This is a genomic window from Streptomyces sp. S6, from assembly GCF_054880855.1.
Genome location: NZ_JBTYMC010000007.1, coordinates 1 through 26,225 on the forward strand (window position 1 = coordinate 1; position 26,225 = coordinate 26,225).

Here is a 26,225-nt window from a genome sequence, read left to right on the forward strand (position 1 = left end):
CACTACCTCGGCGTCCAGTGGACCACCTGGGACGGCCAGCTCATCATCACCATGATGATCACCGTCACGGTCCTGCACGAGACGCTCCGCCTACCTGGCCTGCGTCACGACGGTCGTCGAGGGCGTCGTCGGCGTCGTCCGCCCGCTGGCGAGCGGGGAGACGGCCGTCACCGTGCGGGTGACGCGCGCCTACAAGCCGGTGCCGGGGCCGGCGGACGTCACCCTCACCTTGGCCCACCGGGTCGACGTCGCGCAGGGCGCCCCCGTCCTCGTCACCCTCCGCGCGGGCAGCACCGCGCCGGACCACCTGGTCGTCGGCAGCACCGGCATCGCCGCCGAACGCCCGGCGCTCGTCAGGGCGTTGGCGGAGTTCCCGCCGTTCGGCTGCGAGGAGTGACGCACGCGAGAGGGCGGGCACCCTTCCCCGGGTGCCCGCCCTCTCGCGTGGGTGCTGCTCAGCCCTTGGCGTCCTTGTCGTCCCAGACCCAGCTGCCCTTGGGGTCGCCGGGAATCGGCTTGCCCGTGAAGATCGGGTCGCCGAACTCGTCGACCGGGCCGACGCTCTGGCTCTGCACGGACGTGCCGTGCCCGCCGGTGAGGGCCAGCGGGAGCGCGAAGGTCGCGGTGACGGCCAGGGCGGCCAGGGCGATACGGACGGCTCGGCCGGTGGTTCGTGTCATTCTCTGCCTCTGCAATTCATCGATCCGGTGGGTGGGCGGCGGGGCGCCGGCGCCTCCGGGCGGCGAGCGTGTGCCTGACACGATCATCGCCGGACGGCCATGCCGCTGTCATGCTCGTTCGCTGGCCTCAGGAGGTCATGGCAGGCACAGGCCAGTCGGGTCGTGCCTGATCACGTCCCATCACGCGACCCGGCCGCCTCTCGGTTCCCCGTACAGGTAACGGTCCGGACGACAGTCCCCCAGCTCCCAGTCCGGCAGCAGCCCCGGCATACTCAGCCAGTCCGCCCAGCCGTCCCGGGCCCGCTCCAGCGCCTCGTCCAGACTGCCCGCCTCCACGAACGTCATCCCGACGAGCCGGCGGCCCCAGCACGCCAGCGAGACGTGCGCGATGCCCGGTCTGGGGTCCGCCCTCGTGCGTGCGGCGACGGCGTCCAGCCGCCGGTCGCTGGGCATCGCGACAGGCGCGGACGGGAGGAGGACGACCTTGACTGCGTACACGCTGCGACCTTAGGCACCGACCGTCCAGGTATCGGCTAGGTCCGGCTGTCAGCCCCCGGTCATGGCAGGGAGCGGCCAGGGAGGGGCTAGGGAGCCGGAAGGGGTTCGGTGGCTGAGTGGTCGAGAGGCTGAGCGGCCGAGAGGCTGAGTGGCTCAGCCACCGCACCGCTTGGCCGAGTGGCTGGCTGGCCGAGTGGCCGAGTGGCCGAGTGGCCGAGTGGTCGAGTGGCTCGATGGCTCAGCCAATCGACGTGGCTCGGTGGCTCGGTGGCTCAGCCAATCCATGTGGCCGAGTGGCCGAGAGGCCGAGTGGCTCAGCCAACCCCCGTGGCCGAGTGGCCGAGTGGCTCAGCCACTGCACCACCCCGCCCACCACCCCGCCCACAGCCACAGCCACCCCGCTCACAGCCCTCCCCTCACACCCCTCCCCTCACCCCCACCCCCCTCACAACCACCCCCTCCGCACCGCCTCCGCCCCCGCCTGAAACCTGCTCTGCACCCCCAGCCGCCGCTGAAGGTCAGCCGTGTTACGCCGCACCGTCCGCAGCGACACCCCCATCTTGCGGGCGATCCCCTCGTCCGTCAGCCCCGCCGCGAGCATCTTCAGCAGAGCCGCCTCCCGGTCCGTCGGCGCCTCCTCGACGATCTCCGCGGGCGCCGAGCCGAGCGGCACCGCGTTCTCCCAGACCATGTCGAACAGTTCCTCCAGCGCACGCACCATCCCGGGGTAGCGGATGAGCAGCGCCCCCTTGCGGCTGTTGTCGATGTCGATGGGGACGACGGCGGTGGTGTGGTCGGAGATGATCATCCGCATCGGCAGCGCCGGCACCGTCCGCGTCTCACCCCCGCGCGAGGCCAGCCAGTTCGCGTACTCGACGGTCGGCTGGTCGTTGCGGACGCTGTCGAGGTAGACCGTCCGCATCCGCACCCCGCGCGAGAGGTGCTGCTCGTCGAGAGGCCGCCCGGCCTCCAGCGCGCCCGCGCTCAGGGCCCCGCCGGGCGCGAACGTCCGGACGTCGATACGTGCCTGATGAGCCAGTTCCATCAGCCGCACCCGCACCGCGTCGACCCCTTCGAGGCGCTCCACCCCGCTGTCCACCCGGTGCGCCGCCATGTTCGCGTACGCCGAGGTCAGCGAGGCGAGCGCGGCCCTCTCCCGGGACAGCCGCGCGCGTTGTTCGGCCAGTTCCGCCTCTCTGCGTTCCAGCAGCGGTGTGAGGACGATTTCCGGACTCATGGGAACGAACTGGTGGCCCGAGGCCTCGTGCAGGAGGGAGAGTTGCGTCAGCCGGTCGAGCGCGCCGCGCACATCCGCCTCGGTGAGACCCGTCTCGCGGGCGATGTCCTCCAGGGTCCAGGAGGGGTGCAGCAGCAGCGACCGGTAGACGTCGTGGGTCGACTCGTCGATGCCGATGGTCTCCAGCATGGCTCCCCCTGCGGCCGGATCGCGGCCGAGATCTGTCGGTGGCGTGGAACTGCCGTTGACGGTATCCGATCAGCCATTCCCCCGTATCTGCGTTCGAGTCCCCGGCGTGACCTCTGGCAACTCCCGGCCATGGCCACGTGGTGCCACGGCCGGAATGCTCATTCGGTCTCCGACCCCGCCTAATGTCAGTGATCGCCGGGCGGTGCTCCCTCGGGGGAGGGCACCGCCCGGCGGACAGACTCCGGCCGGCGCCGCACGGGGGTGGGCGTCGGCCGGAAAGAACGGGGGGACATGGGGGAGGAAGAGGGCGGGGACACGGGGGAAGGAAGAAGGCGGGCGCTCTGGGGGAGCGCCCGCCTTCTTGATGCGGGGACCTACGACACTTTCAGGGGCGCGGGGAACTGCACGACCAGCCACGGCAGACCCGCAGCCGACTCACAGCCCCGCCACCCTCCCCACTGGTCGCTAGTCGACGACCTTCGCGACGACGACGGTCCCGACGCCGGCGGCGGTCCCGCGGGCGTTCACCAGCCGGACCTCCCCGAAGAACTCGCGGCCCTCGGGCCCAGCGGACTTCACGAGGACGTTCCCCGAGATGGTGGCGGACGCGCCGCTCGCGATGGAGACGGTCGCCCCCGTGTCCACGGACACCGAACCCAGCGCGGGCGCGAAGTAGACGTCCTTGTACTGGAACGTCGTCGTCCCGGCGGGCACGCTGTACCCGTCCACCACGACCGTGTACGTCCCGGCGGCCGGCGAGGCGATGCTCACCGATTCCTCGGAGTCGCCGTCGGCGGACTGGGCGACCTGCACACCGTCCCGGAAGACCGTCAGGTCGAGGTCGGCGGCTTTGTCGGAGACGGACCCGATGGACACGTCGAAGCGCTCAACACCGGCCGGAATCACGACAGTCGACGACTGGGACGTGCCGTGCGCGATCGTCGGCGTGGCCATCTTCACCGACCCCAGCGACCCGCCCGCCAGCTTCGCCTTCAGCGGCGCGAACCCGTTCGTCACCTTCCAGTCGGCGACGGCCGGCGTACCGATCTTCGCCTCGGGCAGCGTACGGACGGCCGGCGAGAACTCGGTGCCGAGGACCGACACGTCGAGCTTGTACGGGTTGTCCAGGTACGGGGACGTCCGCCGCGACTCGACCTCGATCTCCCACACACCCGGCATCGGGTTCGGGTAAGTCCGAAGGTCCGGGCGGCAGTTGTTCGGCGAGGAGGGGTTGTTGTAGTTGCTGTAGCAGTACACGGTCGCCGAGTCCTCGACCTGCACACCCTGCGGGTGCAGCGAGATGAACCGGGTCTGGCTCTTGCCCTTCAGCCCGCCGAGCGCGACCTCAAGGGTCTTGGCACCCTGCGGCACGGTCACGAAGTACGAGTGGCTGCTGTTGCGCTGCACCGACGTCGACTTGGCGAACGAGTACGACGGAGCCGCGAGCGGCTGCGACACGATGACGGTGGAGAGGATCTGCTTGTCCACGCCGACGGTCTTCTTGTCGTCCAGCTCGACGATCGCGCTGTGCACCCCGGCCGACTTGGCCTGCGCCTGCACCTTGAGCGTGACCGGCTTGTTCAGCGGCAGCTTGACCCGCGCCGGGCTCAGCAGCTTGAACGTCCCGTCGTTCGTGGCGAGGGAGACGGTGTGCTCAACAGCCTTGGCGGACCCGTTGGTTCGGGTCACGACGACGTCGTACGTCCGCTTCTGGCCGGCCTTGAGGCCACCCTCGCGGTCGTAGATCCCGGTACCGAACCCGGGCACCTTCAGCTCGCCCGAAAGGGCCGTGCGCACCGGCGCCTTGACGGTGTAGTCGTGCGCGGTGGCGCCCTTCTTGATGGCGTCCCACGCCTGCACGATCTGGATCAGACCGGAGCCCTGGACGTGCGCGGGGACGTCCTTGAGCTCACGCGCGGTGGAGGTGAGGGCCGTGCGCAGGTTCAACGGCGAGAGCTTGATGTGCCGTTGCTTGGCGGCGGACAGCAACAGGGCGCTGGCACCGGCCGCTTGGGGCGACGCCATCGACGTGCCCTGGAGCATCGCGTATCCGGCGGGCAGGCTGTACCCGGACTCGGCGACCGGCGAGCCGGGCGACCACGTCTGGATCGTGTTGATCGCCGCGCCCGGCGCGACGAGCGTCGGCGCGAACCCGCCGTCCTCACGCGGACCGGTCGAGGAGAACGGCAACATGGCGTAGTTCTTGGTCACTTGGGACCCGTAGTTCGACGCCCAGGTCTCCTTGGAAATGGACGCGCCGACGTTGATGACCTTGTCGGCGAGGCCGGGGTCACCGATCGTGTTGAGGCCGGGACCCTCGTTGCCGGCCGCGATCACCAACTGCACGCCGTACTGGTCGATGAGCCGCGTGTAGAGCTGCGCGCGGGCGTTGTTGCCGTCGTTCAGCGGGGGCAGGCCGCCGATGGACATGTTGACGATGTCGACGCCGCGCTTGGTGACGAGGTCGATCATGCCCTCGGTGAGCGCGACGTTGGTGCAGCCGCCGCTCCAGGTGCAGGCGCGGGACGACACGATCTTCGCGCCCGGCGCGGCGCCGTTCATCTTGCCGCCGAACAGGGAGTTGGCGGCGGTGATCCCGGCGACGTGCGTGCCGTGCTCGCTCTCGACCACGCCGATGTTGACGTAGTCGGACTTGGTGCCGGCGCCGTCGAAGACGACGTCCTTGCGGATCTCGACGACGAACGGGATGCGCTCGGAGATCTGCGTCTTCGGGTTGTCGGTGCCGAAGTACCCGATCTGGAAACCGTTCTTGTATGGCTTCAGGGCCTTCTCGTCGGTGAAGTCACCGTCGTTGTCGAGGTCGACGCGGACCGTGCCGGCGGCGGCGTCGTACAGCACGCCCCACACATCGGTCGTGTCGCCGTCGCGGTTCAAGTCCCCCTTCATGTCACCGCCGGTGGTGACGGACTCGGCGAAGGTCTGGAACTGGAACTTCCCGGCGGGGGCCTTCCAGGTGCGGCCCGCGGCGGTGAACGTGGGCCCCGAGACAGGGGAGTTCATCCGCAGCCAGGTGCCGTCGCGGTCGACCACCGGGTCGGTCGCGGTGACCCAGTCGACGATCTTCCGCTGACCGGTCGTCGTCTTCTGGAGCGCGGGGTGGCCGAGGTCGACGCCGGAGTCGAGGACACCGATGGTGATGCCTCGGCCGTCGAAGGTCGGGTTCTTCTTGACGAAGTCGACCGCACCCGTCTCGAAGGAGGGGTTGTACGGGTTCTTCGCCGGGGTCTTCTTGCCGGGGGCGGGATAAGCCGGCTTCTTGGGGCCGGACTTGTCCTTGGAGGCGCCCGGGGTGGGGTCGTCCAGCGCGATCTCCTGGCGGAGGTCGATCGCCTGCACGGACGTCAGCTTCGATGCGGCGGCGATCGCGGCGTCGGCCTTGCCGGTGGGGACCGTCGCGCGGACGTACCCGAGGGCGTCGTCGGTCCGGCCCACGAACCCGCCGGCCAGGCCGTCGAGTTGCTTCGCGACCTGGGAGGTCTCGCCCGGGGTGGTGGCGACCATCATGGTGACGGTCTTGTCCCCCTCGGCCTTGGCGTCCACGAGCGCCGCCGCGTCGTCCGCGCCGAGCTTGTCGGCGGCTGCCTTGGGGACGGCGGTGGAGTGCTGGTCGGCGGCGAACGCCAGCGGCGCGGGACCGGCGGCCGACAGCGCGGCAACCAGTCCGGCCGCCAGGGCTATTCGGGCCGTGGCCGTACGTCTCTGGGGGGTGTGGGTCATGGACATCCCTAGGTCGGGTCGAACGTGATGCCGAATGATCGCCCAGCTTTACTCAAGAGGTGATTGTTTGGGGAGGGATGACCGGGAGGTGGTTGATGTATGGGGAAAACCCGCGATGGACTTTAGGGGGTTGGTCGGTAATTTGGGACAAATCACCTGCTGTAGCGAAGGAGTTGTGAACCACCCGTGAGGAAGACCAGAAGAACGGCCGCCTACGCCGTGATCGTCCAGGACGACCGCATCCTCCTCTCCCGCTTCCGCGCACCCGACGGCTCCGGCGTCTGGATCATGCCGGGCGGGGGAGTGGAGCACGGCGAGCACCCGTACGACGCGGTGATCCGCGAACTCCGCGAGGAGACCGGGTACGAGGTGGAGGTCACGGCGCTGCTGGGCGTCACCTCGCGCCGCATACCCCGTCCCCGCCGCGGCCTGCGCCGCCCGCCCTCCGACCACCACGCCACCGCGATCATCTACGAGGCGAAGGTCGTCGGCGGCGAACTGCGCCCCGAGGAGAACGGCTCGACGGACCTGGCGGGCTGGCACGACCTCGCGGACCTGTCCGGCATGCAGGCGGTGGGCATGATCGAGGAGTGCGTGCGGCTGTGGCGGGAACGGCCGGCGACGGGCCACTTCGATTGATTGGCTGAAACACGCTCAACCCGAACGAAGACGACAACTCGCCCGGACCCGACCGCGTCCCTCCCCCTGACCACATGATCACGAGCAGGGGGAACCACATGAAGAGACTCCGTACGACGGTCCTGGCGGCGACGGCCCTCACCGCGACGGTCGCCCTCGCGGCCCCGGCGCTGGCCGCCCCGCCGGACCACGGAGCGACCCGCAAGGCCGTCGAGGGCGTCGTCGCAGAGGGCGTCCCCGGCGTCACGCTCACCGCCCGGGAGAACGGCGGGACCTGGTCGACGACGGCCGGCGTCGGCAACCTCCGTACCGGCAAGCCGCGTTCGGCCGGGGACCACTACCGGGTCGGCTCGATCACCAAGACGTTCGTGGCGACTGTGCTTCTGCAACTGGAGGCGGAGGGGAAGCTGTCGCTGGACGACACGGTGGAGAAGTGGCTGCCCGGGGTGGTGCACGGGAACGGCCACGACGGCAGCCGGATCACCCTGCGCCAACTCCTCAACCACACCAGCGGGATAGCGAACTACACGGCGGACGAGCAGTTCGGGAAGGACTACTTCCTCAAGGACGGCTTCTTCAGGAACCGCTTCAGGCCGTTCACCGCGTCGGACGCGGTGACCATCGCGATGTCCCACGCCCCGGACTTCGCGCCGGGCACCAAGTGGAAGTACTCCAACACGAATTACATCCTGGCCGGAATGGTCATCGAAAAGGCGACCGGCCGTCCGTACGGAGAGGAGATTCGCACCCGCGTACTCAACCCCCTCCACCTCAAGGACACGTCGGTCCCCGGCAGCCGGGCCACCCTCCCCAGGCCGTCCAGCCGCGCGTACAGCAAACTCGCCGAGACGAACGACGGCCCGACGTACGACGCCACCGAACTGAACCCGTCCATCGCGGGCGCGGCGGGCGGTGTGATCTCCACCTCCGCCGACCTGACCCGCTTCTACAGCGCCCTCCTGCGAGGGAAGCTCCTCCCGCCCGCCCAGCTCAAGGAGATGCAGACCACCGCCTTCGACTCCGACTACGGCCTCGGTCTGGGCGTCGGCACCCTCTCCTGCGGCGTCCGGATCTGGGGCCACAGCGGCGGCATCCACGGCTCCAGCTCCATCGCCTTCACCACCGCCGACGGCAAGCACTCCCTCGCCGCGAACCTGAACGCCGACTGGACGGGCGACGTCACGCCGGTCATAGAAGCGGAATTCTGTGGAAACCCCGCCCCGGGCGCAAGCCGTTCGGGTGAAACCGACCTCTCCGTCATCCAGGATGCGGCGAAATAAAACACCCAGTTCATCCACCGGAAATATCCGTGCCGCCTGATATCGGCTAACCCGCACCAACACGGGGATGGCTTGATACATGTGCAAGGCGGGTGAGCGCGAATGCTCCGTGTGCTGTCTGTCTACGAGGGCTTCTTCTCCGGGGGCGCCCGGATCGTCCACAGCGACGTGGTGCTGGGCCTGAGCGAAGGGGGCCAGCACCATCGCGTGCTCAGCATGCACGCGGAGGTCCACCGCGAGGCGACGCGTCAGCGCATGGAGAACGACACGTGCTACCGCCGGCTGACGGCGGCCGGCATCCCGGTGACGGCCCTCGGGAGGGCTTTCGAGGGGGGTGTTCCGGCCGCCTTCACCGGCGACGAGCTGGCCGATACGGCACGCGCGATGGCCGAGGCGGACGTCATCCTGTCGCTGAAGGAGCAGCCCCTCGCGCTGCTGAACCAGGCCGGCCTTCCGCGCCGCCCGGTCGTCGTCGGCCTCCACCGCTCCGACCCCGAGAACCAGTCCCTCGACGAGCTGCTCACCGGCATCGCCGACGGCAAGGTCGCGGCGGCGGTGTGCTGCGCGGAGTCCACGCGGGCGGCGTACGAGGCGGCGGGCGTGCCGGGCGAGCTGCTGACCGTCATCCCCAACGGCGTCGACCTCATCCGCTTCCGCCCCGACGCGGCCCGCCGGCTGGCCGTCCGCGAGGAACTGGGGGTTTCCGACACGGCCCCGGTGGTCGTCTTCGCGGCCCGCTACGACGGCATGAAGAACGTCCCCCTGTTCCTGCGCGCGGCGGCGGAGTGGCTCGCCCGTGAGCCCGAGGGGCACATCCTGATGTGCGGGGCCGGTATGAGCACCGAGAACGCGTCCCTGCTGTCGGACATCGCCTCGGCAGGCGTCCAGGACACCTCCCGCCTCCACCTGCTCGGCGTCCGCCGTGACATGGAGATGCTCTACGCCGCCTCCGACGTCGTCGCCCTCACCTCCGCCTGGGGCGAGGCCGCTCCCCTCTGCCTCATCGAAGGCATGATGTGCGGCGCCGTCCCCGTCACCACCGACGTCGGCGACAGCGCCTCCATCGTCGCCGGCCACGGCATCGTCACCCCCTTCGACCCCACCACCATCGCCTCCGCCTGGTCCGAAGCAGCCGCCACGAGAGCCGACCTCGGCCCCACCCTCGCCGCCGGCCGCGAACGGTTCAGCCGGACACGGATGATCGCGTCCTACGCGGCGTTGCTGGACCGGGTGAGCGGTCGCACTACGCGGCGGTCTCGCGCGGGGGCGTGAGGTAGGGGGAGGGACCGATGGGGTGCCGGGATACGGGACGGCGACTTCAACGCCTCCGTCGCCTCCGGAATCGCCGCAGGACGACTTGAACCAGGTGTGCTCGGGGGTGAGTTCAGGCGCTGTGAAACGGTCGGCGGTAGCGCCGACGCCACCATGATGTCGAACCGGTCGACCCACGAGGCCTGTCCGAGGTGAAGACGGAACCCTGGGTGGCGCCGGTCCGCACGCGGGACGCGAAGCCATTCGTCGACCGGCAGCCGCGACGGAACGACAACACCCGGACGGCGCATGGTCCCAGGCGGCCACCTCCGCACTCCCGACGACACACCCCAACACGGCCTCACCGAGGACGAGGTGGAGCTCCACCGGATTCCCCGAACAAGCACACACCCTGCCGCCGCATGCGCAACTCCCCCCCTGTGCGGCTGGGTTCAGCCATGCGCTCGTCCACCGCGCTCTCGGCGAACGCGTACCCCTCAGCCCGCAGGAGCCCCCACACCAAATCTGCGCAGCACGCCTTCACAGACCGCGCCCCACCTCCAAAACCAACAAACCGGGCACCCCAGGCATCCCCACCCGGCACCCCGTCAGCCAACCCTGGCCGCTGGAGCCCTCGTTGAGACTGACGACGCTGCCGGGATCAACACCCCGAACTTGTCCCGTACCCACCCCCCCACCTCGGACTAGAACATGAGCTACCCCCGCGTGCGCGGGGACCACTCGGACACCTTCGCCCACTGCTCGCCGATGTAGGGAACACCCCCGCGTGCGCGGGGACCACCACCACGTCCAGCCCGCCATCGAGCGACACCGGGGAACACCCCCGCGTGCGCGGGGACCACGGCACGCTCGATGAGTTGAATCGGACCGCTCAGGGAACACCCCCGCGTGCGCGGGGACCACCGCCCGTCGGTACTGGTCAGGCGCTCTCGCCCGGGAACACCCCCGCGTGCGCGGGGACCACGTGCGCAAGGCGGGCAACGCCGCCATCGGCTTGGGAACACCCCCGCGTGCGCGGGGACCACCGCATGAACGTGATCATCTGCCGCGCCCCTGGGGGAACACCCCCGCGTGCGCGGGGACCACTCCCAGCAAGCGGCTGAGGACAACGGCAGGGAAGGAACACCCCCGCGTGCGCGGGGACCACATCGGCTTCAGCGCCTACGACGCCTCCGGGAAGGGAACACCCCCGCGTGCGCGGGGACCACCGTCCGTGACCTGGGTCTTTATGCGAGCAAGCGGCAGTTTCCCATTACTTCCAAAGAAGCGGACATTTCGCCCCCCTGTCAGCAGGCCCAAATCCTATCCCCGTCACCGAACTTACCCGCCCACGTTGGCCAAACACCCCCAGCTCTCCCCACCTCCAGGCCGCACCCGAAGCCGGCGCGTACCCAAGGTGGACCCCGCTGACGCGCCCCCGGGAAGCGCAACACTCCAAAGAGGGAGACGACCTGCGAGGGAGTCTCGGCCGTAGGGCTTCGGTCGGTACCCGAAAGCGCACTGTTCCTCACCCCCGCACCCCGTCGCATTCCCTCCCTCCCTGAAAGGGTTAGAAACGATACCTCTCGCGTGAAATGATCAGCCCAACTTTGGCACTCCTCTCGCTGCCTAGGTCGAAAAGAGGAAGGGCGCCTACCTTGAAGCGAAACCTCTCATTCCGATTGAAGATCCTCCTGTGCCTATTCATCATCGCAGGCGTATTCTTCGTGTCCCAGCCCCTCCCTGGGGTGCTCAAAACAGTAGTCCCCGTAACGGTAGGCATGTTCTTGGGTGGCGTCATGTCCAGAAACCGCCCAAGGAAATAGAGAAGGAACACGAACTCACCCCAGCCCAGACGGAAGGATCCGCAACGCATGTCAACCCTCCTGGAGCTAGCCGTACTTGCTATGGTCGCCACCCTCGCAGGCGCAACCGTACGCGCAGCAACCCGGCGAAGAGCAGCCCGCCGCGACGCGGAATTAGCGGAAACCGGAACAGCAGCTTTCCCCTGTCGAATCACGTGGAAGGAGGGGTTGGGTCGCAGGGGAAGCGTATACGGCAAGCTCGGCGTGACAAACGACAAGGAACCCGAATTCACTCCCAGGTGGAAACCACCCGTACCCCTTCCCCGCAGCCCCCACATCAGCCAAGAACCAAGCTGGCGAACCGGCCTGACAACCCTGACCTACACACCCCCCACCCACGGCGAGATAACCATCCTCCTCAGCGATGGAGACGCAGAAAACGTGAAGAAGATACTGGGGTCGGAGAAATGACACACGCCAGGCTGATGAGAAAAGAGGACCTGGCCCCACAGAACTAACCTCGGCGATCACCTTCCTGAAGGCGGACCGAACCACTCACCGAGTCACCGACCCGCTCCCGAACCCCGCTCGGCAGACGCATCGAGACGATGGATCGACCGAATGCGCCACTTCCTCACAACAGACCCCGAGGTCTGCTGGACAGCTGAGAAGGGCAACGAAATCGTAGGCTTCGCGATCTCCCGGAACCGCACGAACCTCTGGTCCCTCGCCACCTACGGAGTACACCCCGCTCACCAGCGCAAAGGCACCGAAAACCGCCGCCTCATGGCAAGCCCTCACCCACGCTGCCGACCACCCCGGCATCTTCTTCTCCAGCGTCCACCCGGCAGCAACGAGACGCTACCGCCTGCCCGGCTTCCCCCTGCACCCCCAAATACGCATGACAGGCACGTCAACACACTAAACCCTCCTCGCAGTCAAGGGATTTGGCAGGCGAACGGTGCGGACCTGGACCCGGCCGACATTCCTGCGGTCACCGTAGGTGAGGTGCTCGGCCTTGGTGAACTCGTCCTCTTCCTTTCCCCGGGCCACGCAGTCCGGGTAGTCGTAGTCGGTCTGCTCGACGGGGACGCCGCCGGTGTTGTCGGCCTCCGGGACCTGGGTGACTCACCGGCCTCGCAGTCGCCCGGCACCGGCCGAATCCGCACCTCCCATGAATTTGCCGACATCATCACCACCCCCAGTGCGCAGGAACCAATCCCATTGATATGCAATGCGAGGTTCGCATGCCCGAACGTTCATACCCGCGGGTGATGAATGGATGGAGCAATCCACCCGTCACATGCCCGGACGATGAATGGATTTCTCAGTATGAAGCAGCCCAAGAACTTGGAATTTCTGTATGGCGAGTGGGATGGCGTATAGCCACAGGCCATCTGACGCCCGCTCACAACAGCAGACGGGAAGCCGGCGTGACGCGGTCCAGTATGAACAGTGATCGCGAATGGCTTGCGGCGGTATCCCGGCGAGCCAAAACACTCCGAATCATCAAGGGTCTGGTTCGCTGGATCTGAACGCGCACCTCCTGCCGAGCGGAGGGGCCACCCCGCACCACCGGGTGACCCCTCCGCTCCCCCCGGATACAGCCCCGGTTCCCCTCCTGCGACTACCGGGGCAGTACCACGACATAGGCGGACGGTGGCCGGTCGGCGGAGGCCAGCAGGGCGGTGCGGATCACCATGGCCTGCTGTTCCATCGACTCACGCAACTTGCGCGGGGTGATGTGGACGACCGTGATGCCGAGGCGCTCCAGGGTCTCCCGTTTGCGGGCGTACTCGGCCCACAGGACGTCGTCCTCCTGGCGGGGCGCGCGGACGTCGAGTTCGAGGGCGACGGCGTGGTCGGGCCAGTACGCGTCGAGCCCCCCGAGATGCGGCCCGCCGGGAAGGCGGAGGTCGACGTTCCAGAGGGGGTCGGGGAGGGCGTGGTCGCGGACGAGGCGGTAGAGGCGGCTCTCCGCGAGGGCCCGGCCCTCGGCGAGCAGCGTGTCGACCGCCTCCATCACATGCGGCCGGTTCAGCAGCTTCGCCCGGCTCAACTCCCGCACAGCGGCGGCCGGTTCACAGTGCCCGTCACGAACGGCCTCCGTCATGAGACCGCGGACGACGCCGGAGTCGTCGATCTCCGCGACCGCGTCGGCGAGGGCGCGGGCGACGGGGGCCACGGGAACGCCCATGAGGGGGACGGGAGCCGGTGGCGCCGCCGCGCGGACGATGCGGACGTAACCGGTGGAGCGCAGGCGCCGCAGGCGGGGGACGAGGACGTCGACGTACTCCTGCTCGTCCAGCGAGGGCGCCGAGCCGAAGCCGTGCAGCCACAGCGCCGCGAGCCCGGTGATCATCGCCTCCGCTTCGGACGACGCCCCCTGCGACGGCACCGACGAACCGCGGCCGATCGAACCGCGGCCGATCGAACCCCGCCCGCCCGCACCCCGCGCCGCGTACAGCAACGCCCCCCGCACCCGCTCCTCGCCCGTCACCTGCGCGGAGTGCAACGCGTACACCCCGGGCAGCAGTTGCTGCCAGGGCCCGTTCGGCCGGCACCGTTCGTTCGTCTCCGCCTGGGAGACACCGCAGGCGCGCAGCTGAGCCGCCGTCAGGATGCGGCCCCGGGCGGCGGGGAGGGAGGAGAGGAGGCACTGGGTGTGGGGGGTGTCCGAGTTCATGCGATCGGGATTCCCGCGCTCACTCGGCCCTTTAACCGGTGTTACACGCCCGTCGACAAATGCGGACAACGCTGCACTAAAGGACGGGTGTTCGGTTGCCGATAGGCGCCGAAAACCCCTGGTCCCAAGGGAGGGAGCCAGGGGTTACGGGTCCGATTGACCGGATTTCGTAACGCTCACCGAACGCCGAATCCTTGGCCAAAGGGCCAAAGCTCCCTCCCCTGAAACCCCGGGCGCCCTCCCTTTGAAACCCTGGGCTCCCTCCCTTTGAAACCCCGAAAAGCTAACCCCCCGAAATCACCCCCTGCGCCCGCAACCCCCGAGCCAGATCGTCCCGCCCCTCCAGCACCAGCCTCCGCAACGCCGGAGCCGCCCCCTCATGCCCCGCCAGCCACGCGTCGGCAGCCTCCAGCACCGCGAGCTCACTCCCCGCCACGGGATACGCCGGGAACAGCCCCGACACCACATCCACCCCGATCTGGATCGACCGCCGCGCCCACACCCCCTCGATCGCGCCGAAGTACTTGGCCACGTACGGCGCCGTCAACTCCCGCTGCGACGACCGCGCGAACCCGGCGATGGACGCCCCCACGAGCGCGTTGGACAGCGAGTCCCCCTCGACGACCTGGGCCCACGCCTGCGCCTTGACGGCGGCGGAGGGGCGGGCGGCGAGGCAGCGGACGTGGTGCCGCTTGCCGGACGCCGTGTCGTCACGCACCAGCTCCGCCGCCAGCTCGGCCTCCCCGACGGCGCCGTGCGAGGCGAGCGCGTCCAGCAGGACCCACCTCAGCTCCTGGTCGATCTCAAGCCCGGCGACCTTCTGCGCCCCGTCCAGCAGCCCCCGCAGGAACGCCAGGTCGTCCGGCGAGGACGCCACCGACGCGAAGAACCGCGCCCACGCGAGCTGCGGCTCGCTCCCGGGCTCGGCGGCACGCAGATCCCGCAGCGCCACCCGCGCCACCAGCTCCTCCCCGGCCGCCCGCTCGCCCGCCGGCATGTAGTTGACCAGCGCCGAGTCCGTCCACGTGAGCACCATCTGGAGCACCCCGATGTCGGACTCCCGGCGCGCGAACCGCGTCACCAGCTCCACGAACTCCGCCGCCGGCAGCAGCGCGTCCCGCGTCAGGTTCCACAGCGCCGACCAGCACAGGGCACGCGCGAGGGGATCGGTGATGTCACCCAGCGACCCGGTCAGCGTCGCGAGGGACCGCTCGTCGAACCGGATCTTGCAGTACGTCAGGTCGTCGTCGTTGACCAGCACCAGATCCGGCGCCTCGGCACCCGCCAGCTCCGCGACGACCGTCCGCTCACCCGTGACGTCCACCTCGGCCCGCGCGTACCGCACGACCCCCGCGTCCGTCCGCCGGTACAGCCCCACCGCCACCCGGTGCGGACGCGCCGGTGAACCCTCCTGGACGACCGCCAGCTCGACGACCCGGCCCCCGTCGAGCCGCACCTCGGGGGTCAGCGAGTTCAGCCCCGCCGTCTGGAGCCAGGACCGGGACCAGGCGGCCATGTCCCGCCCACTGGTCTCCTCCAGCACCGACAGCAGATCCCCGAGGCGCGTGTTCCCGTACGCGTGCCGCTTGAAGTAGCGGCGGGCGCCCTCCAGGAACGCGTCCTGGCCGACGTACGCGACGAGCTGCTTCAGCACCGAAGCGCCCTTCGCGTACGTGATCCCGTCGAAGTTGAGCTTCGCGTCCTGGAGGTCGCGGATGTCGGCGGTCACCGGGTGCGTGGAGGGGAGCTGGTCCGCGCGGTAGGCCCAGGACTTGCGGCGGTTGGCGAACGTGATCCACCCGTCGGTGAAGCGGGTCGCGCCGACGAGGGAGAACGAGCCCATGAAGTCCGCGAAGGACTCCTTCAGCCACAGGTCGTCCCACCACTCCATGGTGACGAGGTCACCGAACCACATGTGCGCCATCTCGTGCAGGATCACGTTCGCCCGCGCCTCGTACGACGCGCGCGTCACCTTGCCCCGGAAGATGTACTCCTCCCGGAACGTCACGAGGCCCGGGTTCTCCATCGCGCCGAGGTTGTACTCGGGGACGAACGCCTGGTCGTACTTCCCGAAGGGGTACGGGTAGTCGAAGTGGTCGTGGAAGAAGTCCAGGCCCTGCTTGGTGACGAGGAAGACGTCGTCCGCGTCGAAGTGCGGGGCCAGGCCCTTGCGGCACATCGCGCCGAGGGGGATCTCCAGCGCCGTGCCGTCCTCGAACTCACGGCGGTAGGAGTCCGTCACGTAGTGGTACGGGCCGGCCACCACGCACGTGATGTACGTCGAGATCGGCTTCGTCTCCGCGAACCGCCACACCCCGTCCGTCCGCGTCCCCACGCCGTTGCTCCACACCGTCCACCCCTCGGGCGCGCGGACCTCGAAGCGGAACGGGGCCTTCAGGTCGGGCTGCTCGAAGCACGCGAAGACGCGGCGGGAGTCGGCCGGTTCGTACTGCGTGTAGAGGTAGACCTCGCCGTCCTCCGGGTCGACGAACCGGTGCAGGCCCTCACCCGTACGGGAGTACGCGCACTGCGCGTCCACCACCAGCTCGTTCTCCGCGGCCAGGTCCTCCAGGGCGATCCGCGCGCCGTCGAACACCTCGCCCGGGTCCAGGTCGCGGCCGTTCAGCGAGACCGCGGTGACGCTCGGGGCGATCAGGTCCGCGAAGCTGGACGCGCCCGGCTCGCTGCACCGGAACCTGATCGTCGTCACCGACCGGAACGTACGGTCGCCGACCGGGTCACCCACCGCCGAGCGCAGGTCCAGCGCGATCTCGTACGCGTCGACCGACAGCAGCGCGGCCCTCTCCCTGGCCTCGTCGCGGGACAGATTCTCACCGGGCACGGGCGGCACTCCCTCATCGTGATCGAACTCGGCGCTCCCCGTTAACCCCCTGGCCATCGCGGTACGCCTGGACGGCACCGATCCTGCCATGCGCCCCTGACCCGACACATCGGGGAAGACCCCTGATCCACCCCTGCGGCCGAACGGGTGAGCGAACCCCGAGGCGGCCCCGGGACACCCCTGAACCCGGCCCTGAACCTCGCGGAACCGGGAATGGTGGGGCCCGGCGGGGCGTTGGCACGGCAACAGCCGCACTTTTCACGTGCTGCGCACCCGAACTTTCACGTGTTCCGCTCACGAGGAGAGACATGTCCGAGACGGCCGCCGAGAAGACCCCCGTCGACTTCTGGTTCGACCCGCTGTGCCCCTGGGCCTGGATGACCTCCCGCTGGGTCCTCGAAGTCCAGAAGCAGCGCGACCTCGACATCCGCTGGCACCCCTTCAGCCTCGCCGTGCTCAACGAGGACAAGCTCGACCAGCTCCCGGAGGAGTACCGCGAGCTGCTGGCGACGAAGGCGTGGAAGCCGATCCGCGTCGTGGCCGCCGCCTGGCAGAAGCACGGTGACGAGGTCGTCGGCCCGCTCTACACCGCCCTCGGCACCCGCTTCCACAACAACGGCGAGGGCCCCACGGTCGAGGCCATCGCCGCCGCCCTGGCAGAGGTCGGCCTCCCCGCCGACCTCATCGACTACGCCGACCAGGAGGACTTCGAGTTCGACGCCGAGCTGCGCGCCTCCCACAAGGAGGGCATCGACAAGGTCGGCCAGGACGTGGGCACGCCGATCATCGCCGTCCCCGGCCCCGAGGGTAAGGAAGTCGCCTTCTTCGGCCCGGTCGTCACCCCCGCCCCCAAGGGCGAGGCCGCCCTGCGCCTCTGGGACGGCACGATCGCCGTCGCCTCGGTCCCCGGCTTCTACGAGATCAAGCGCACCCGTACGCAGGGCCCGGTCTTCGAGTAGTCCACAGCCCGGAAGCCCAGGAGCCGACCGCCTCAGCCCCCGCCCGCCGGGGCCTGAGGGTTCAGCTCCCGCCCGCCGGGCGCCGCAGGCTCGGCTCCCGACCGCCGGGAGTCTGTTCGGCCCTCCCGCTCGCGGGGAGTCGGCAGGCCCGGCCCCGGCTCACCGGGAGCCTGCCCGGACTCCGCCCGCCGGCTCAGCTCCCGCCCGCCGGCGGCGGACTCCCGAACTCCTCCGGCAGATTCCCGCCCACCTGCCAGTTGTCCTTCCGCTGGATGCGCCGGCACCCCGCGCCGGTGCACCGGTGGTAGGCCGACGGCCGGAACCGCTCGCCCCGCTCACTCGCGAGCCGGCTCATCACCTTCGCCGCAGCGGCGATCTCGGCACCCACCAGATCCCGGAACCGCCGCAACGGCCCCGCCTTGCACGTCGGATTGGGGCATCGGACGTCGGCCACGCATACCTCCTCGCACCGGGAGGAGGAGCATAAGGTGCCCGCCGCCCGCGCGGGAGGCCCACAACCGGCCAGGTGGTTCCCGCACACAGAAAGCCCCCGTGAGTCACGTCCTCACGGGGGCTTTCCTCAATCCGCCTGCCGCACGCGAAAGTTGAGAAGACGATCACGAGGCAGGACGAGCGACAGAATCAACCGCCGAGCAACAGCACATCCGCCCGCGCCTTCGCGGCCTCGTACCGCCGGGCCACGTCCTGCCAGTTGACGACCGCCCACATCGCGTCGATGAAGTCGACCTTCTGGTTCTTGTACTGGAGATAGAAGGCGTGCTCCCACGCGTCGAAGACGAGAACCGGCACCGACCCCTGCCCCACGTTCCCCTGGTGGTCGTAGACCTGCTCGACGACGAGGCGCCCACTGAGCGGCTCGTACGCGAGGACACCCCAGCCGGAACCCTGCGTGGTGGCGGCGGCCTTGGTGAGCTGCGCCTTGAACCCGGCGAACGACCCGAACGACTCGGTGATGGCGTCCGCCAGCTCACCCACCCCGTCGGCGGCCAGCGGCTCCCCGCCACCGTCCTTCGGGCCGGTCATGTTCTGCCAGTAGATGCTGTGCAGGATGTGCCCGGAGAGGTGGAACGCGAGGTTCTTCTCCAGCCCGTTGATCGACCCCCACACCTCCTTGTCCCGCGCCTCCGCGAGCTGCTCCAGCGTGTCGTTCGCACCCTTCACGTACGCCGCGTGGTGCTTGTCGTGGTGCAGCTCGATGATCTCCGGGCTGATCACGGGGGCGAGCGCGGAGTAGTCGTAAGGGAGTTCGGGCAGCGTGTAGACGGGCATGAGGGGTCCTCTCAGAACCTTTCCTGCGCACCACTTCTTATTGCAACTAGCTTGCAGGTAGACCCTAGCAATAAAAAGCCCCGTCAGTCCTTACGGGCCCGCTGCCACCCGTACCCGACCCCCGCCAGCACCACCGTCATCGCCCCCGTCCACACCAACTGCGTCCGCGTGTCCCCCTCCCGCGCCATCAGCACGAACACCGCGACCATCCCCGCCAGCGCGACCCACGTCAGCCACGGGAACCCCCACATCCGCACGACCAGCCGCGCGGGCTCCGTCCGCCGCCGCAGCAGCAACTGCGAGACCGCGATGAAGATCCAGACGACGAGGATGACCGCGCCGATCATGTTCAGCAGCCACATGAAGACGTCGTCAGGACGCCAGTAGCTCAGCAGCACGCACCCGAACCCGACGACCGACGAGACGAGGACGGCGACCCGGGGCACCCCGCTCGACACGGTGCCCAGCGCGCGCGGCGCCTGCCCCCGGTCGACCAGCGAGTACGCCATGCGCGAGGCGCCGTAGATGTTCGCGTTCATCGCGGACAGCAGCGCGACCAGCACGATCACGTTCATCAGCTGACCGGCGCCGGGGATGCCGAGGTGGTCGAGGGCGGCGACGTACGGACCCTTCTCGACGACCGCCTTCGAGTCCCACGGCACGAGCGTCACGATCACGGCCATCGAGCCGACGTAGAACAGCGCGATCCGCCACATCGCCGTCCGCACCGCGCTCGCCACACCCCGCACCGGATCCTCGGACTCGGCCGCCGCGATCGTGACGGTCTCCAGACCGCCGTACGCGAAGACCGTCGCGAGGAGGCCGACGACGAACCCCTGGCCGCCGTTCGGCAGGAGGTCACCGAGGTTGGCGGAGCCGGGCGCGTCCGTGCCGGGCAGGACGCCCGCTATCGCGAGCACACCGAGCACCAGGAACAGGGAGATCGCCCCGACCTTCAGCGCCGCGAACCAGAACTCGAACTCGCCGAAGTTCTTCACGGCCGTCAGGTTCATGACGCAGAAGACGACCATGAAGAGCGCGACCCACGCCCACTCCGGCGTCCCGGGCAGCCACCCCGTCACGATCTTCGCGGCACCGATGCCTTCGAGCCCGACGACCGTGCAGAGCAGGACCCAGAACGCCCAGCCGACGGTGAACCCGGCCCACGGCCCGATCGCGCGCTCGGCGTGCGCGGAGAACGAGCCGGACGACGGGTGCGCCGCCGACATCTCGCCCAGCATCCGCATGACGAGCATGACCAGCAGACCGGAGAGTGCGTAGGCGAGGACGATGGAGGGACCGGCGGCGGCGATCCCGGAACCGGAGCCGACGAACAGCCCGGCGCCGATGACACCGCCGAGGGCGATCATCGACAGGTGGCGCTGCTTGAGGGCGTGCGTGAGACCGGGCGACTCGGCGGGGGTCTCGGTGCGTGGGGGTGTGGTGGGCATGGGCGCGGCTCGTCCAATGCTGGAGGTGGGCAAAGGCGATCAGCGTACCGACGGGCGTCCGGTTCGGTCCGTGAGCAGAGTCACGTGCGCCGACCGTGTGGGGCCGCCCTTTGTCCGGAGCCCACCAAGCCGCTGACCTGCCGTTTGTCGACGAGTGACGGTTCGCTCGGCCAGGGGTCTGGGATAGCGTCCTTAGGTCCCCCTTATCCGTCCCGGATGAGCGTCCGTCCTGGATGAACCCCCGACCCCCGCGGAGTCCCCATGAGCACCCTCGCCGCCTCGTCCGCCCCCGGACGGGTCCTCGCCGACCTCCTCCCGGCCGGCCGTGTCCGCGACATCGCGCTCGTCGTCGGCGGCGCGGCCCTCACCGGCGTCGCCGCCCAGATCGCCGTCCCGGTCCCGGGCTCGCCCGTCCCCGTCACCGGCCAGACCTTCGCGGCGCTCCTCGTCGGCACGTCCCTGGGCGCGGGCCGAGGCTTCCTCTCCCTCGCCCTGTACGCCCTCGCCGGGGTCATCGGCGTGCCGTGGTTCGCGCAGGGGACGTCCGGCGCGGGCATGGTGTCCTTCGGCTACATCCTCGGCCTGCTGCTGGCGTCCACCGTCGTGGGCGCGCTGGCCCGCCGGGGCGCGGACCGCAACGTCTGGCGGATGGCCGGCGCCGTCCTCCTGGGCGAGGCCCTGATCTACGCCGTCGGCGTCCCCTACCTCGCGTACGCGGCCGGCATGTCCGCCTCCCAGGCGATCGCGGCCGGCCTCACCCCGTACCTCCTCGGCGACGCGCTGAAGGCGGCGCTGGCGATGGGCCTGGTCCCCGGGGTCTGGAAGCTGCTCGAACGGCGGTAGTGCGTAAGCGAGTCGGAGAGCCGCGTTGCCTGGCCTCAGGCAACGCGGCTTTTCCGTACGGGAGTTACTCCGCGCCCACCGGACGGCGCCGGGACCACCACACGCCGGCCGCGCCCGCCGCCATCAGCGCGGCCCCCGCCGCGCCCAGCGGGAGCAGCTCATCTGCCGGTCCGGTGCTGGGGAGTTGGTCCGCGCCGGGGGTGACCGGCTTGTTGTCGGTGCCGAGCAGGAGCGGGGTCGCGGGGGCGTTGGGCGCGGTGTTGGTGGAGCCGAAGGGGACGGGACCCTGCTGCCAGTACGTCTTCTTGCCGTCCGGCGACTGGACCGGCAGGCAGATCTTCCCCTTTTTGGTCAGGTCGTAGCTCGCATCGACCGCGAACGACTTCTTCGCACCCGCCGCGAGATTGTCGATCGGACAATTGAAACCACTGTTCGAGCCCTCGGGAAGGCCTGCCTTCTCGATCTGCGTACAGCCCTCGACGCTGTTGATCGAAAGGCCGTCGAAACCGACGACCAGCAGCCGGATCTTTCCACTGTCTTTCGTGCCCTCGTTTTTCACGGTGGCGGTGACGGCGGTTTTCCTGGTGCTGTTGTCGACCGAGATGCGCTCGGGCAGTGTCGTGGTCAGTTTGACGCCGGCCGGTGCCGGATCCATCGCCTTGCCGCCCTGCGCGCTGCCGGGCCCCTGATCGTCCGCGCCCGCCTGCGGCGCCACGACCAGCAGCGCGGCCCAGCCGACCGCGACCAGGGCACCGGTGATCGCCGCGTTGTGCCGAGAACTCATGTCCGTCCCCCTCTGAGACTCCCCCTGATACCGCGCCTGAATTCGCGGTACTTGAAGAGGTACCACAAGATTTCTCCGCACTATGCTGGTACGGCCTGAAGTGTGACCATTGTGTTTCTGGTGGTACGGCCGGTGAAAGGGAGCAGTGGATTGCCGAGGAACAGCAGCAGCGGCGGTGTTCCCGGGCTTTTGGTGGCCGGGCGTTATCGGTTGGCGGCCAGCATCGGACAGGGAGGAATGGGGCGGGTGTGGCGGGCCGCCGACGAAATACTCGACCGCCTTGTCGCCGTGAAGGAGATAAGCATCGACGGCGCGGACGCGGAGGACACCAGGACCCGCCGCGAACGCACCCTGCGCGAGGCCCGCGCGACCGCCCGCATCGACCACCCCAACGTGGTCCGCGTGTACGACGTCGTCGACGAGGGCGAACTCCTGTGGATCGTCATGGAGTTGGTGCGCGGCCGGTCCCTGGAGCGGATCACGCTCGACGACGGCCCGCTCGGCCCCGTCGCCGCCGCCCGCGTCGGACTCGGCCTCGTCGCCGCCCTCCAGCAGGTGCACGCGGGCGGAGTCCTGCACCGGGACATCAAGCCGGGGAACGTCCTGGTCGAGGGCGACGGCGAGCGGATCGTCCTCACCGACTTCGGGATCGCGGCGATCCAGGACGCCAAGGCGCTCACCATGGTCGGGATGATCGTCGGCTCCCCCGACTACATGGCCCCCGAGCGCATCTCCGGCCGCCCCCAGGGACCCCCGTCCGACATCTGGTCCGTCGGCGCGACCCTGTGCGCCGCTCTCGCCGGGCACTCGCCCTTCGCCCGCGACACGACGCTCGCGACCCTGCACGCCGTGCTCTACGAGGAACCCCGACTCCCGGACAACGCGGGGGCGTTGAGCGGGGTGCTCGGACGGCTCCTGGTCAAGGAACCCGAACTCCGGCCGGACCTCACCGAGTTGGAGAGGGAGCTACGCCGGGCGGCGTTCCCGGAACCGACGCCGACGGTGCGGGTGGGGGAGATGCAACAGGGGCTCCAGCAAGGGCAGTTGCAAGGGACACCCCCCGGGACGGCACCCCCCGGGACGGCACCCCCCGGGACGGCACCCCCCGAGACCCCGCCCGCCCCCGCCCCCGACCCCGACACCGCCCACCTCCCCCGTCCGCCCAGGACACCCCCCTCGCCGTTCCCCACCCCCCAGGAACCACCCCGCCACCGCCGCACAACAGCCTTCGCCGCGGCCGGAGTCGCCGCCGTGGCCGCCGTCGTCGTCACCGCGGTCCTCCTCACCTCGGGCGGCGGGGAACCCGGCCCCGAGGCGAGCGGCACGACAACTCCCGTCACCTCACCCACCGTCGAAGGCACCGTCCGCCCCCGCACCCCACCTCCCGGCACCCACGAAGAAGCCGGCGGATACGCCTGGAAGACCCCCGAAGGCTGGCGGAGGGACGTGAAGACGGGGGCCGAGGTGCACTACACCTCACCCGACGGCACCCAGGAACTCCTCGCCAAGTCCTCCCTCGCCCGAGGCACGTTGATCGACTCGTGGCGCAAGTCCGAGCAGGACGCGCACCGTGGCCAGAACTATCGCAAACTCCGCCTGGAGGAGACGGAGTTCAAGGGCAGGACGGCGGTCCTGTGGGAGTACACGTTCACACTGAAGGGCACCCCCTGGCACGCCCGGCTGCTCGGGTTCGACCAGGACGGGAAGTCGTTCCAGGTCAACACGTGGTACCAGCCGGGCGTCGAGGAGAGTGCCCTCAAGGTCTACGAGGAGGTGAAGGAGAGCTTCACGGTGCTGTGAGGTTCTTGCGCATCCGGTCCTTCACCACCGCCACCGCCAGCACGCCCGCCGCGACCGCCAACGACAGCAGCACGGTCGTACGCCCGCTGCTCTCCCCCTCCGTGTCGGTCAGCATGTAACCCAGCACGAAGACGATCAATCCGGCCGTCGCCCAGGTGAGATACGGGTAGAGCCACATCTTCACGACGAGCTTCTCCGGCGACTCCGCCTGCATGATCTTCCGCATCCGCAGCTGCGAGAAACAGATCACCAGCCACACGAACAGGGCAACCGCACCGGAGGAGTTGACCAGGAAGAGGAACACCGAGTCCGGGTAGGCGTAGTTGAAGAACACCGCGACGAACCCGAAGACCACGGACGACAGGATCGCCGCCATCGGCACACCCCGCGCGTTGGTCCGCCCGAACGACTTCGGCGCGTCCCCGCGCCGGCCCAGTGAGAACGCCATCCGGGACGCCGTGTACAGACCGGAGTTGAGGCAGGACAGCACCGACGTCAGCACGATGAAGTTCATGATCTGCCCGGCGTGCGCGATGCCGAGCGAGTCCAGGGCGGCGACGTACGAGCCCTTCTCCTTGATCGAGGGGTCGTTCCACGGCAGCAGCGCCACCACGACGAAGATCGAGCCCAGGTAGAACACCCCGATCCGCCAGATCACACTGTTCGTCGCCTTCGTCACCGCCTGCTGCGGGTTCTCCGACTCGCCCGCCGCCAGCGTCGGGATCTCACTGCCCATGAACGAGAAGACGACCAGCAGGACGCCGGTGAGGATCGCGCCGGCGCCGTTCGGCAGGAAGCCGCCGTGGTCCGTGAGGTTCCCGAGCCCCGCCTTGTCGCTGTCCACGCCCGGCAGCAGCCCGAACACCGCGAGACCGCCGACCACGATGAACGCGCCGATCGCGACGACCTTGATCCCCGCGAACCAGAACTCGAACTCCCCGTAACTGCCCACGGAGACGAGGTTGGTGGCCGTCAGCACCACCATCACGATCAGTGCCCACCCCCACTGCGGCACGGCCGGCACCCAGGACTCCAGGATCTTCGCCCCGGCCGTCGCCTCCACCGCCAGCACCACGACCCAGAAGAACCAGTACAGCCAGCCGATCGTGAACCCGGCCCACGGGCCGAGCGCGCGCTCCGCGTGCGCCGAGAACGAGCCGGACGTCGGGTTCGCCGCCGACATCTCGCCCAGCATCCGCATCACCAGCACCACGAGCGTGCCGACGAGGGCGTAGGACAGGAGGATGCCGGGGCCCGCCGTCGCGATACCGGAGCTGGAACCGACGAACAGACCGGCGCCGATCACACCGCCGATCGCGATCATCGACAGGTGCCGGTTCTTCAGACCCGCCTGGAGACCGGGGCCGGGTTCCTGCGGGGTCTCCTGGGACAGGGTCGGGGGCGAGGTCATGGGGACGTCCTTTACGCGGTGTGGGGGAGGGGAGTGGGGTGCGAGTGCTGGCGGTCAGTGAAACCGAGGTAAGAGTTTTCGTGTACCAGCCATTAAGGATCGGTGACACCGTTTTCCTGGACGTTTCGTCCAGTTCCTCGCCGTTGCGGACCGCCGCACCCCTGCCCCCCTGCCCGCAACCCCCATGTCACACTCATCCCATGCGCGTGTATCTCGGCTCGGACCATGCCGGCTTCGAACTCAAGAACCACCTCGTCGAATGGCTCAAGGCGGCCGGTCACGACCCCGTCGACTGCGGCCCCCACATCTACGACGCCCAGGACGACTACCCCCCCTTCTGCCTCCGCGCCGCCGAGCGCACCGCCGCCGACCCCGACTCCCTCGGCATCGTCATCGGCGGCTCCGGCAACGGCGAGCAGATCGCCGCGAACAAGGTCAAGGGCGTCCGCGCGGCCCTCGCGTGGAGCGAGGAGACCGCGTCGCTGGGCCGCCAGCACAACAACGCCAACGTCGTCGCCGTAGGCGCCCGCATGCACACCCAGGACGAAGCGACCAAGTTCGTGGAAACCTTCCTCGCGACCCCGTTCTCCGGTGACGAACGCCACATCCGCCGCATCGAGATGCTGAGCGAGTACGAGACGACGGGCAACTTGCCGGAAATTCCGGCGCATCACCCGCAGCAGTAGCGATCTTTCAGCCCGTCCGGTGTCTGCGGGCACTTTCTCGACGCAGGGTTCGATATTTCAGCCCGTCCGGCGTTTGAGGACGAGGCCCCTTCAGGGCCGACAGCGGGGTTGAAGGGGTGGCAGCCCCTTCAAGGATGGGACGGGTAGGGGCGGCGG

At 69.3% G+C, this 26,225-nt stretch carries 21 protein-coding genes and 1 CRISPR repeat array; of the genes, 10 read left to right on the forward strand and 11 right to left on the reverse strand.

The window, feature by feature from the left end; all coding sequences use genetic code 11:
* Nucleotides 1-172: 172 nt before the first annotated feature.
* Nucleotides 173-397 carry a hypothetical protein gene (locus ACVNF4_RS01940; protein WP_461800857.1) on the forward strand — a complete coding sequence of 75 codons (225 nt, stop codon included), beginning with the start codon at nucleotides 173-175 and terminating at the stop codon, nucleotides 395-397.
* A gap of 58 nt (nucleotides 398-455) precedes the next feature.
* Here the strand turns inward: ACVNF4_RS01940 and ACVNF4_RS01945 are convergent, their stop codons facing one another.
* The 4 genes from ACVNF4_RS01945 to ACVNF4_RS01960 form a co-directional block, all read right to left on the reverse strand.
* Entirely contained in the window at nucleotides 456-680 is a 225-nt protein-coding gene (locus ACVNF4_RS01945) for a hypothetical protein (protein ID WP_461800858.1), read from the reverse strand.
* 180 nt (nucleotides 681-860) lie between these two features.
* The gene (locus ACVNF4_RS01950) at nucleotides 861-1,178 is read right to left on the reverse strand and encodes a hypothetical protein (RefSeq protein WP_461800859.1); all 318 of its coding nucleotides are present in this window, start codon (nucleotides 1,176-1,178) and stop codon (nucleotides 861-863) included.
* A 445-nt stretch (nucleotides 1,179-1,623) separates the two neighbouring features.
* The gene (locus ACVNF4_RS01955) at nucleotides 1,624-2,604 is read right to left on the reverse strand and encodes a LuxR C-terminal-related transcriptional regulator (protein WP_461800860.1); all 981 of its coding nucleotides are present in this window, start codon (nucleotides 2,602-2,604) and stop codon (nucleotides 1,624-1,626) included.
* 465 nt (nucleotides 2,605-3,069) lie between these two features.
* Nucleotides 3,070-6,342 (reverse strand): S8 family serine peptidase, encoded by a 3,273-nt coding sequence (locus ACVNF4_RS01960; protein ID WP_461800861.1) that lies wholly within the window; start codon nucleotides 6,340-6,342, stop codon nucleotides 3,070-3,072.
* Between the two features lie 186 nt (nucleotides 6,343-6,528).
* Between ACVNF4_RS01960 and ACVNF4_RS01965 the strand changes: the two genes are divergently transcribed.
* From ACVNF4_RS01965 to ACVNF4_RS01985, 5 genes are all read left to right on the forward strand, one after another.
* A complete protein-coding gene (locus tag ACVNF4_RS01965; protein ID WP_461800862.1) occupies nucleotides 6,529-6,981 on the forward strand; it encodes an NUDIX hydrolase in 453 nt (150 codons plus the stop codon).
* A gap of 98 nt (nucleotides 6,982-7,079) precedes the next feature.
* Complete coding sequence (locus ACVNF4_RS01970; RefSeq protein ID WP_461800863.1) at nucleotides 7,080-8,261, forward strand: serine hydrolase domain-containing protein; 1,182 nt, start codon at nucleotides 7,080-7,082, stop codon at nucleotides 8,259-8,261.
* 111 nt (nucleotides 8,262-8,372) lie between these two features.
* Entirely contained in the window at nucleotides 8,373-9,533 is a 1,161-nt protein-coding gene (locus tag ACVNF4_RS01975; RefSeq protein WP_461800864.1) for a glycosyltransferase, read from the forward strand.
* A 691-nt stretch (nucleotides 9,534-10,224) separates the two neighbouring features.
* Nucleotides 10,225-10,741: a CRISPR direct-repeat array (repeat unit 29 nt; unit sequence GGGAACACCCCCGCGTGCGCGGGGACCAC).
* Nucleotides 10,742-11,386: 645 nt separating this feature from the next.
* A complete protein-coding gene (locus ACVNF4_RS01980) occupies nucleotides 11,387-11,788 on the forward strand; it encodes a hypothetical protein (RefSeq protein ID WP_461800865.1) in 402 nt (133 codons plus the stop codon).
* Nucleotides 11,789-11,938: 150 nt separating this feature from the next.
* Nucleotides 11,939-12,592 carry a GNAT family N-acetyltransferase gene (locus ACVNF4_RS01985; protein ID WP_461800866.1) on the forward strand — a complete coding sequence of 218 codons (654 nt, stop codon included), beginning with the start codon at nucleotides 11,939-11,941 and terminating at the stop codon, nucleotides 12,590-12,592.
* Nucleotides 12,593-12,944: 352 nt separating this feature from the next.
* On the opposite strand, the gene ACVNF4_RS01990 is transcribed toward ACVNF4_RS01985, so the two are convergent.
* Nucleotides 12,945-14,003, reverse strand: coding sequence for a hypothetical protein (locus ACVNF4_RS01990; RefSeq protein ID WP_461800867.1), 1,059 nt, complete (start codon nucleotides 14,001-14,003; stop codon nucleotides 12,945-12,947).
* A gap of 283 nt (nucleotides 14,004-14,286) precedes the next feature.
* On the reverse strand, nucleotides 14,287-16,845 hold the full coding sequence (gene pepN / locus ACVNF4_RS01995) for an aminopeptidase N (RefSeq protein ID WP_461800868.1): 2,559 nt from the start codon (nucleotides 16,843-16,845) through the stop codon (nucleotides 14,287-14,289).
* A gap of 308 nt (nucleotides 16,846-17,153) precedes the next feature.
* Between pepN and ACVNF4_RS02000 the strand changes: the two genes are divergently transcribed.
* Nucleotides 17,154-17,804, forward strand: coding sequence for a mycothiol-dependent nitroreductase Rv2466c family protein (locus ACVNF4_RS02000; protein WP_461800869.1), 651 nt, complete (start codon nucleotides 17,154-17,156; stop codon nucleotides 17,802-17,804).
* 193 nt (nucleotides 17,805-17,997) lie between these two features.
* Here the strand turns inward: ACVNF4_RS02000 and ACVNF4_RS02005 are convergent, their stop codons facing one another.
* From ACVNF4_RS02005 to ACVNF4_RS02015, 3 genes are all read right to left on the reverse strand, one after another.
* Entirely contained in the window at nucleotides 17,998-18,258 is a 261-nt protein-coding gene (locus ACVNF4_RS02005) for a hypothetical protein (RefSeq protein WP_461800870.1), read from the reverse strand.
* A gap of 188 nt (nucleotides 18,259-18,446) precedes the next feature.
* Nucleotides 18,447-19,094, reverse strand: coding sequence for a superoxide dismutase (locus ACVNF4_RS02010; RefSeq protein ID WP_461800871.1), 648 nt, complete (start codon nucleotides 19,092-19,094; stop codon nucleotides 18,447-18,449).
* An 83-nt stretch (nucleotides 19,095-19,177) separates the two neighbouring features.
* On the reverse strand, nucleotides 19,178-20,545 hold the full coding sequence (locus ACVNF4_RS02015) for an amino acid permease (RefSeq protein ID WP_461800872.1): 1,368 nt from the start codon (nucleotides 20,543-20,545) through the stop codon (nucleotides 19,178-19,180).
* 261 nt (nucleotides 20,546-20,806) lie between these two features.
* Here ACVNF4_RS02015 and ACVNF4_RS02020 point away from each other — a divergent pair, with 261 nt between their 5' ends.
* The gene (locus ACVNF4_RS02020; RefSeq protein WP_461800873.1) at nucleotides 20,807-21,388 is read left to right on the forward strand and encodes a biotin transporter BioY; all 582 of its coding nucleotides are present in this window, start codon (nucleotides 20,807-20,809) and stop codon (nucleotides 21,386-21,388) included.
* 64 nt (nucleotides 21,389-21,452) lie between these two features.
* Here the strand turns inward: ACVNF4_RS02020 and ACVNF4_RS02025 are convergent, their stop codons facing one another.
* Nucleotides 21,453-22,172, reverse strand: coding sequence for an LPXTG cell wall anchor domain-containing protein (locus ACVNF4_RS02025; protein WP_461800874.1), 720 nt, complete (start codon nucleotides 22,170-22,172; stop codon nucleotides 21,453-21,455).
* 237 nt (nucleotides 22,173-22,409) lie between these two features.
* Here ACVNF4_RS02025 and ACVNF4_RS02030 point away from each other — a divergent pair, with 237 nt between their 5' ends.
* Nucleotides 22,410-23,972: a serine/threonine-protein kinase gene (locus ACVNF4_RS02030; RefSeq protein WP_461800875.1), complete on the forward strand. Its 1,563-nt coding sequence runs from the start codon at nucleotides 22,410-22,412 to the stop codon at nucleotides 23,970-23,972.
* On the opposite strand, the gene ACVNF4_RS02035 is transcribed toward ACVNF4_RS02030, so the two are convergent.
* Complete coding sequence (locus tag ACVNF4_RS02035; RefSeq protein WP_461800876.1) at nucleotides 23,959-25,383, reverse strand: amino acid permease; 1,425 nt, start codon at nucleotides 25,381-25,383, stop codon at nucleotides 23,959-23,961. The two genes, ACVNF4_RS02030 and ACVNF4_RS02035, sit on opposite strands and share 14 nt — an antisense overlap.
* Before the next feature lie 200 nt (nucleotides 25,384-25,583).
* Between ACVNF4_RS02035 and ACVNF4_RS02040 the strand changes: the two genes are divergently transcribed.
* Entirely contained in the window at nucleotides 25,584-26,069 is a 486-nt protein-coding gene (locus ACVNF4_RS02040; RefSeq protein WP_461800877.1) for a ribose-5-phosphate isomerase, read from the forward strand.
* The last annotated feature ends 156 nt before the right edge of the window (nucleotides 26,070-26,225 follow it).

Excerpts from the sequence above, each read along its gene's own strand:
- ACVNF4_RS02020 (WP_461800873.1), top strand. The coding sequence starts at position 20,807 with ATGAGCACCCTCGCCGCCTCGTCCGCCCCCGGACGGGTCCTCGCCGAC.
- ACVNF4_RS01960 (WP_461800861.1), bottom strand. The coding sequence starts at position 6,342 with ATGACCCACACCCCCCAGAGACGTACGGCCACGGCCCGAATAGCCCTG.
- ACVNF4_RS02025 (WP_461800874.1), bottom strand. The coding sequence starts at position 22,172 with ATGAGTTCTCGGCACAACGCGGCGATCACCGGTGCCCTGGTCGCGGTC.
- ACVNF4_RS02010 (WP_461800871.1), bottom strand. The coding sequence starts at position 19,094 with ATGCCCGTCTACACGCTGCCCGAACTCCCTTACGACTACTCCGCGCTC.
- ACVNF4_RS01970 (WP_461800863.1), top strand. The coding sequence starts at position 7,080 with ATGAAGAGACTCCGTACGACGGTCCTGGCGGCGACGGCCCTCACCGCG.
- ACVNF4_RS02015 (WP_461800872.1), bottom strand. The coding sequence starts at position 20,545 with ATGCCCACCACACCCCCACGCACCGAGACCCCCGCCGAGTCGCCCGGT.
- ACVNF4_RS01990 (WP_461800867.1), bottom strand. The coding sequence starts at position 14,003 with ATGAACTCGGACACCCCCCACACCCAGTGCCTCCTCTCCTCCCTCCCC.
- ACVNF4_RS02040 (WP_461800877.1), top strand. The coding sequence starts at position 25,584 with ATGCGCGTGTATCTCGGCTCGGACCATGCCGGCTTCGAACTCAAGAAC.
- ACVNF4_RS01985 (WP_461800866.1), top strand. The coding sequence starts at position 11,939 with ATGCGCCACTTCCTCACAACAGACCCCGAGGTCTGCTGGACAGCTGAG.
- ACVNF4_RS01955 (WP_461800860.1), bottom strand. The coding sequence starts at position 2,604 with ATGCTGGAGACCATCGGCATCGACGAGTCGACCCACGACGTCTACCGG.
- ACVNF4_RS02000 (WP_461800869.1), top strand. The coding sequence starts at position 17,154 with ATGTCCGAGACGGCCGCCGAGAAGACCCCCGTCGACTTCTGGTTCGAC.
- ACVNF4_RS01945 (WP_461800858.1), bottom strand. The coding sequence starts at position 680 with ATGACACGAACCACCGGCCGAGCCGTCCGTATCGCCCTGGCCGCCCTG.
- ACVNF4_RS02030 (WP_461800875.1), top strand. The coding sequence starts at position 22,410 with ATGGGGCGGGTGTGGCGGGCCGCCGACGAAATACTCGACCGCCTTGTC.
- ACVNF4_RS02035 (WP_461800876.1), bottom strand. The coding sequence starts at position 25,383 with ATGACCTCGCCCCCGACCCTGTCCCAGGAGACCCCGCAGGAACCCGGC.
- ACVNF4_RS01980 (WP_461800865.1), top strand. The coding sequence starts at position 11,387 with ATGTCAACCCTCCTGGAGCTAGCCGTACTTGCTATGGTCGCCACCCTC.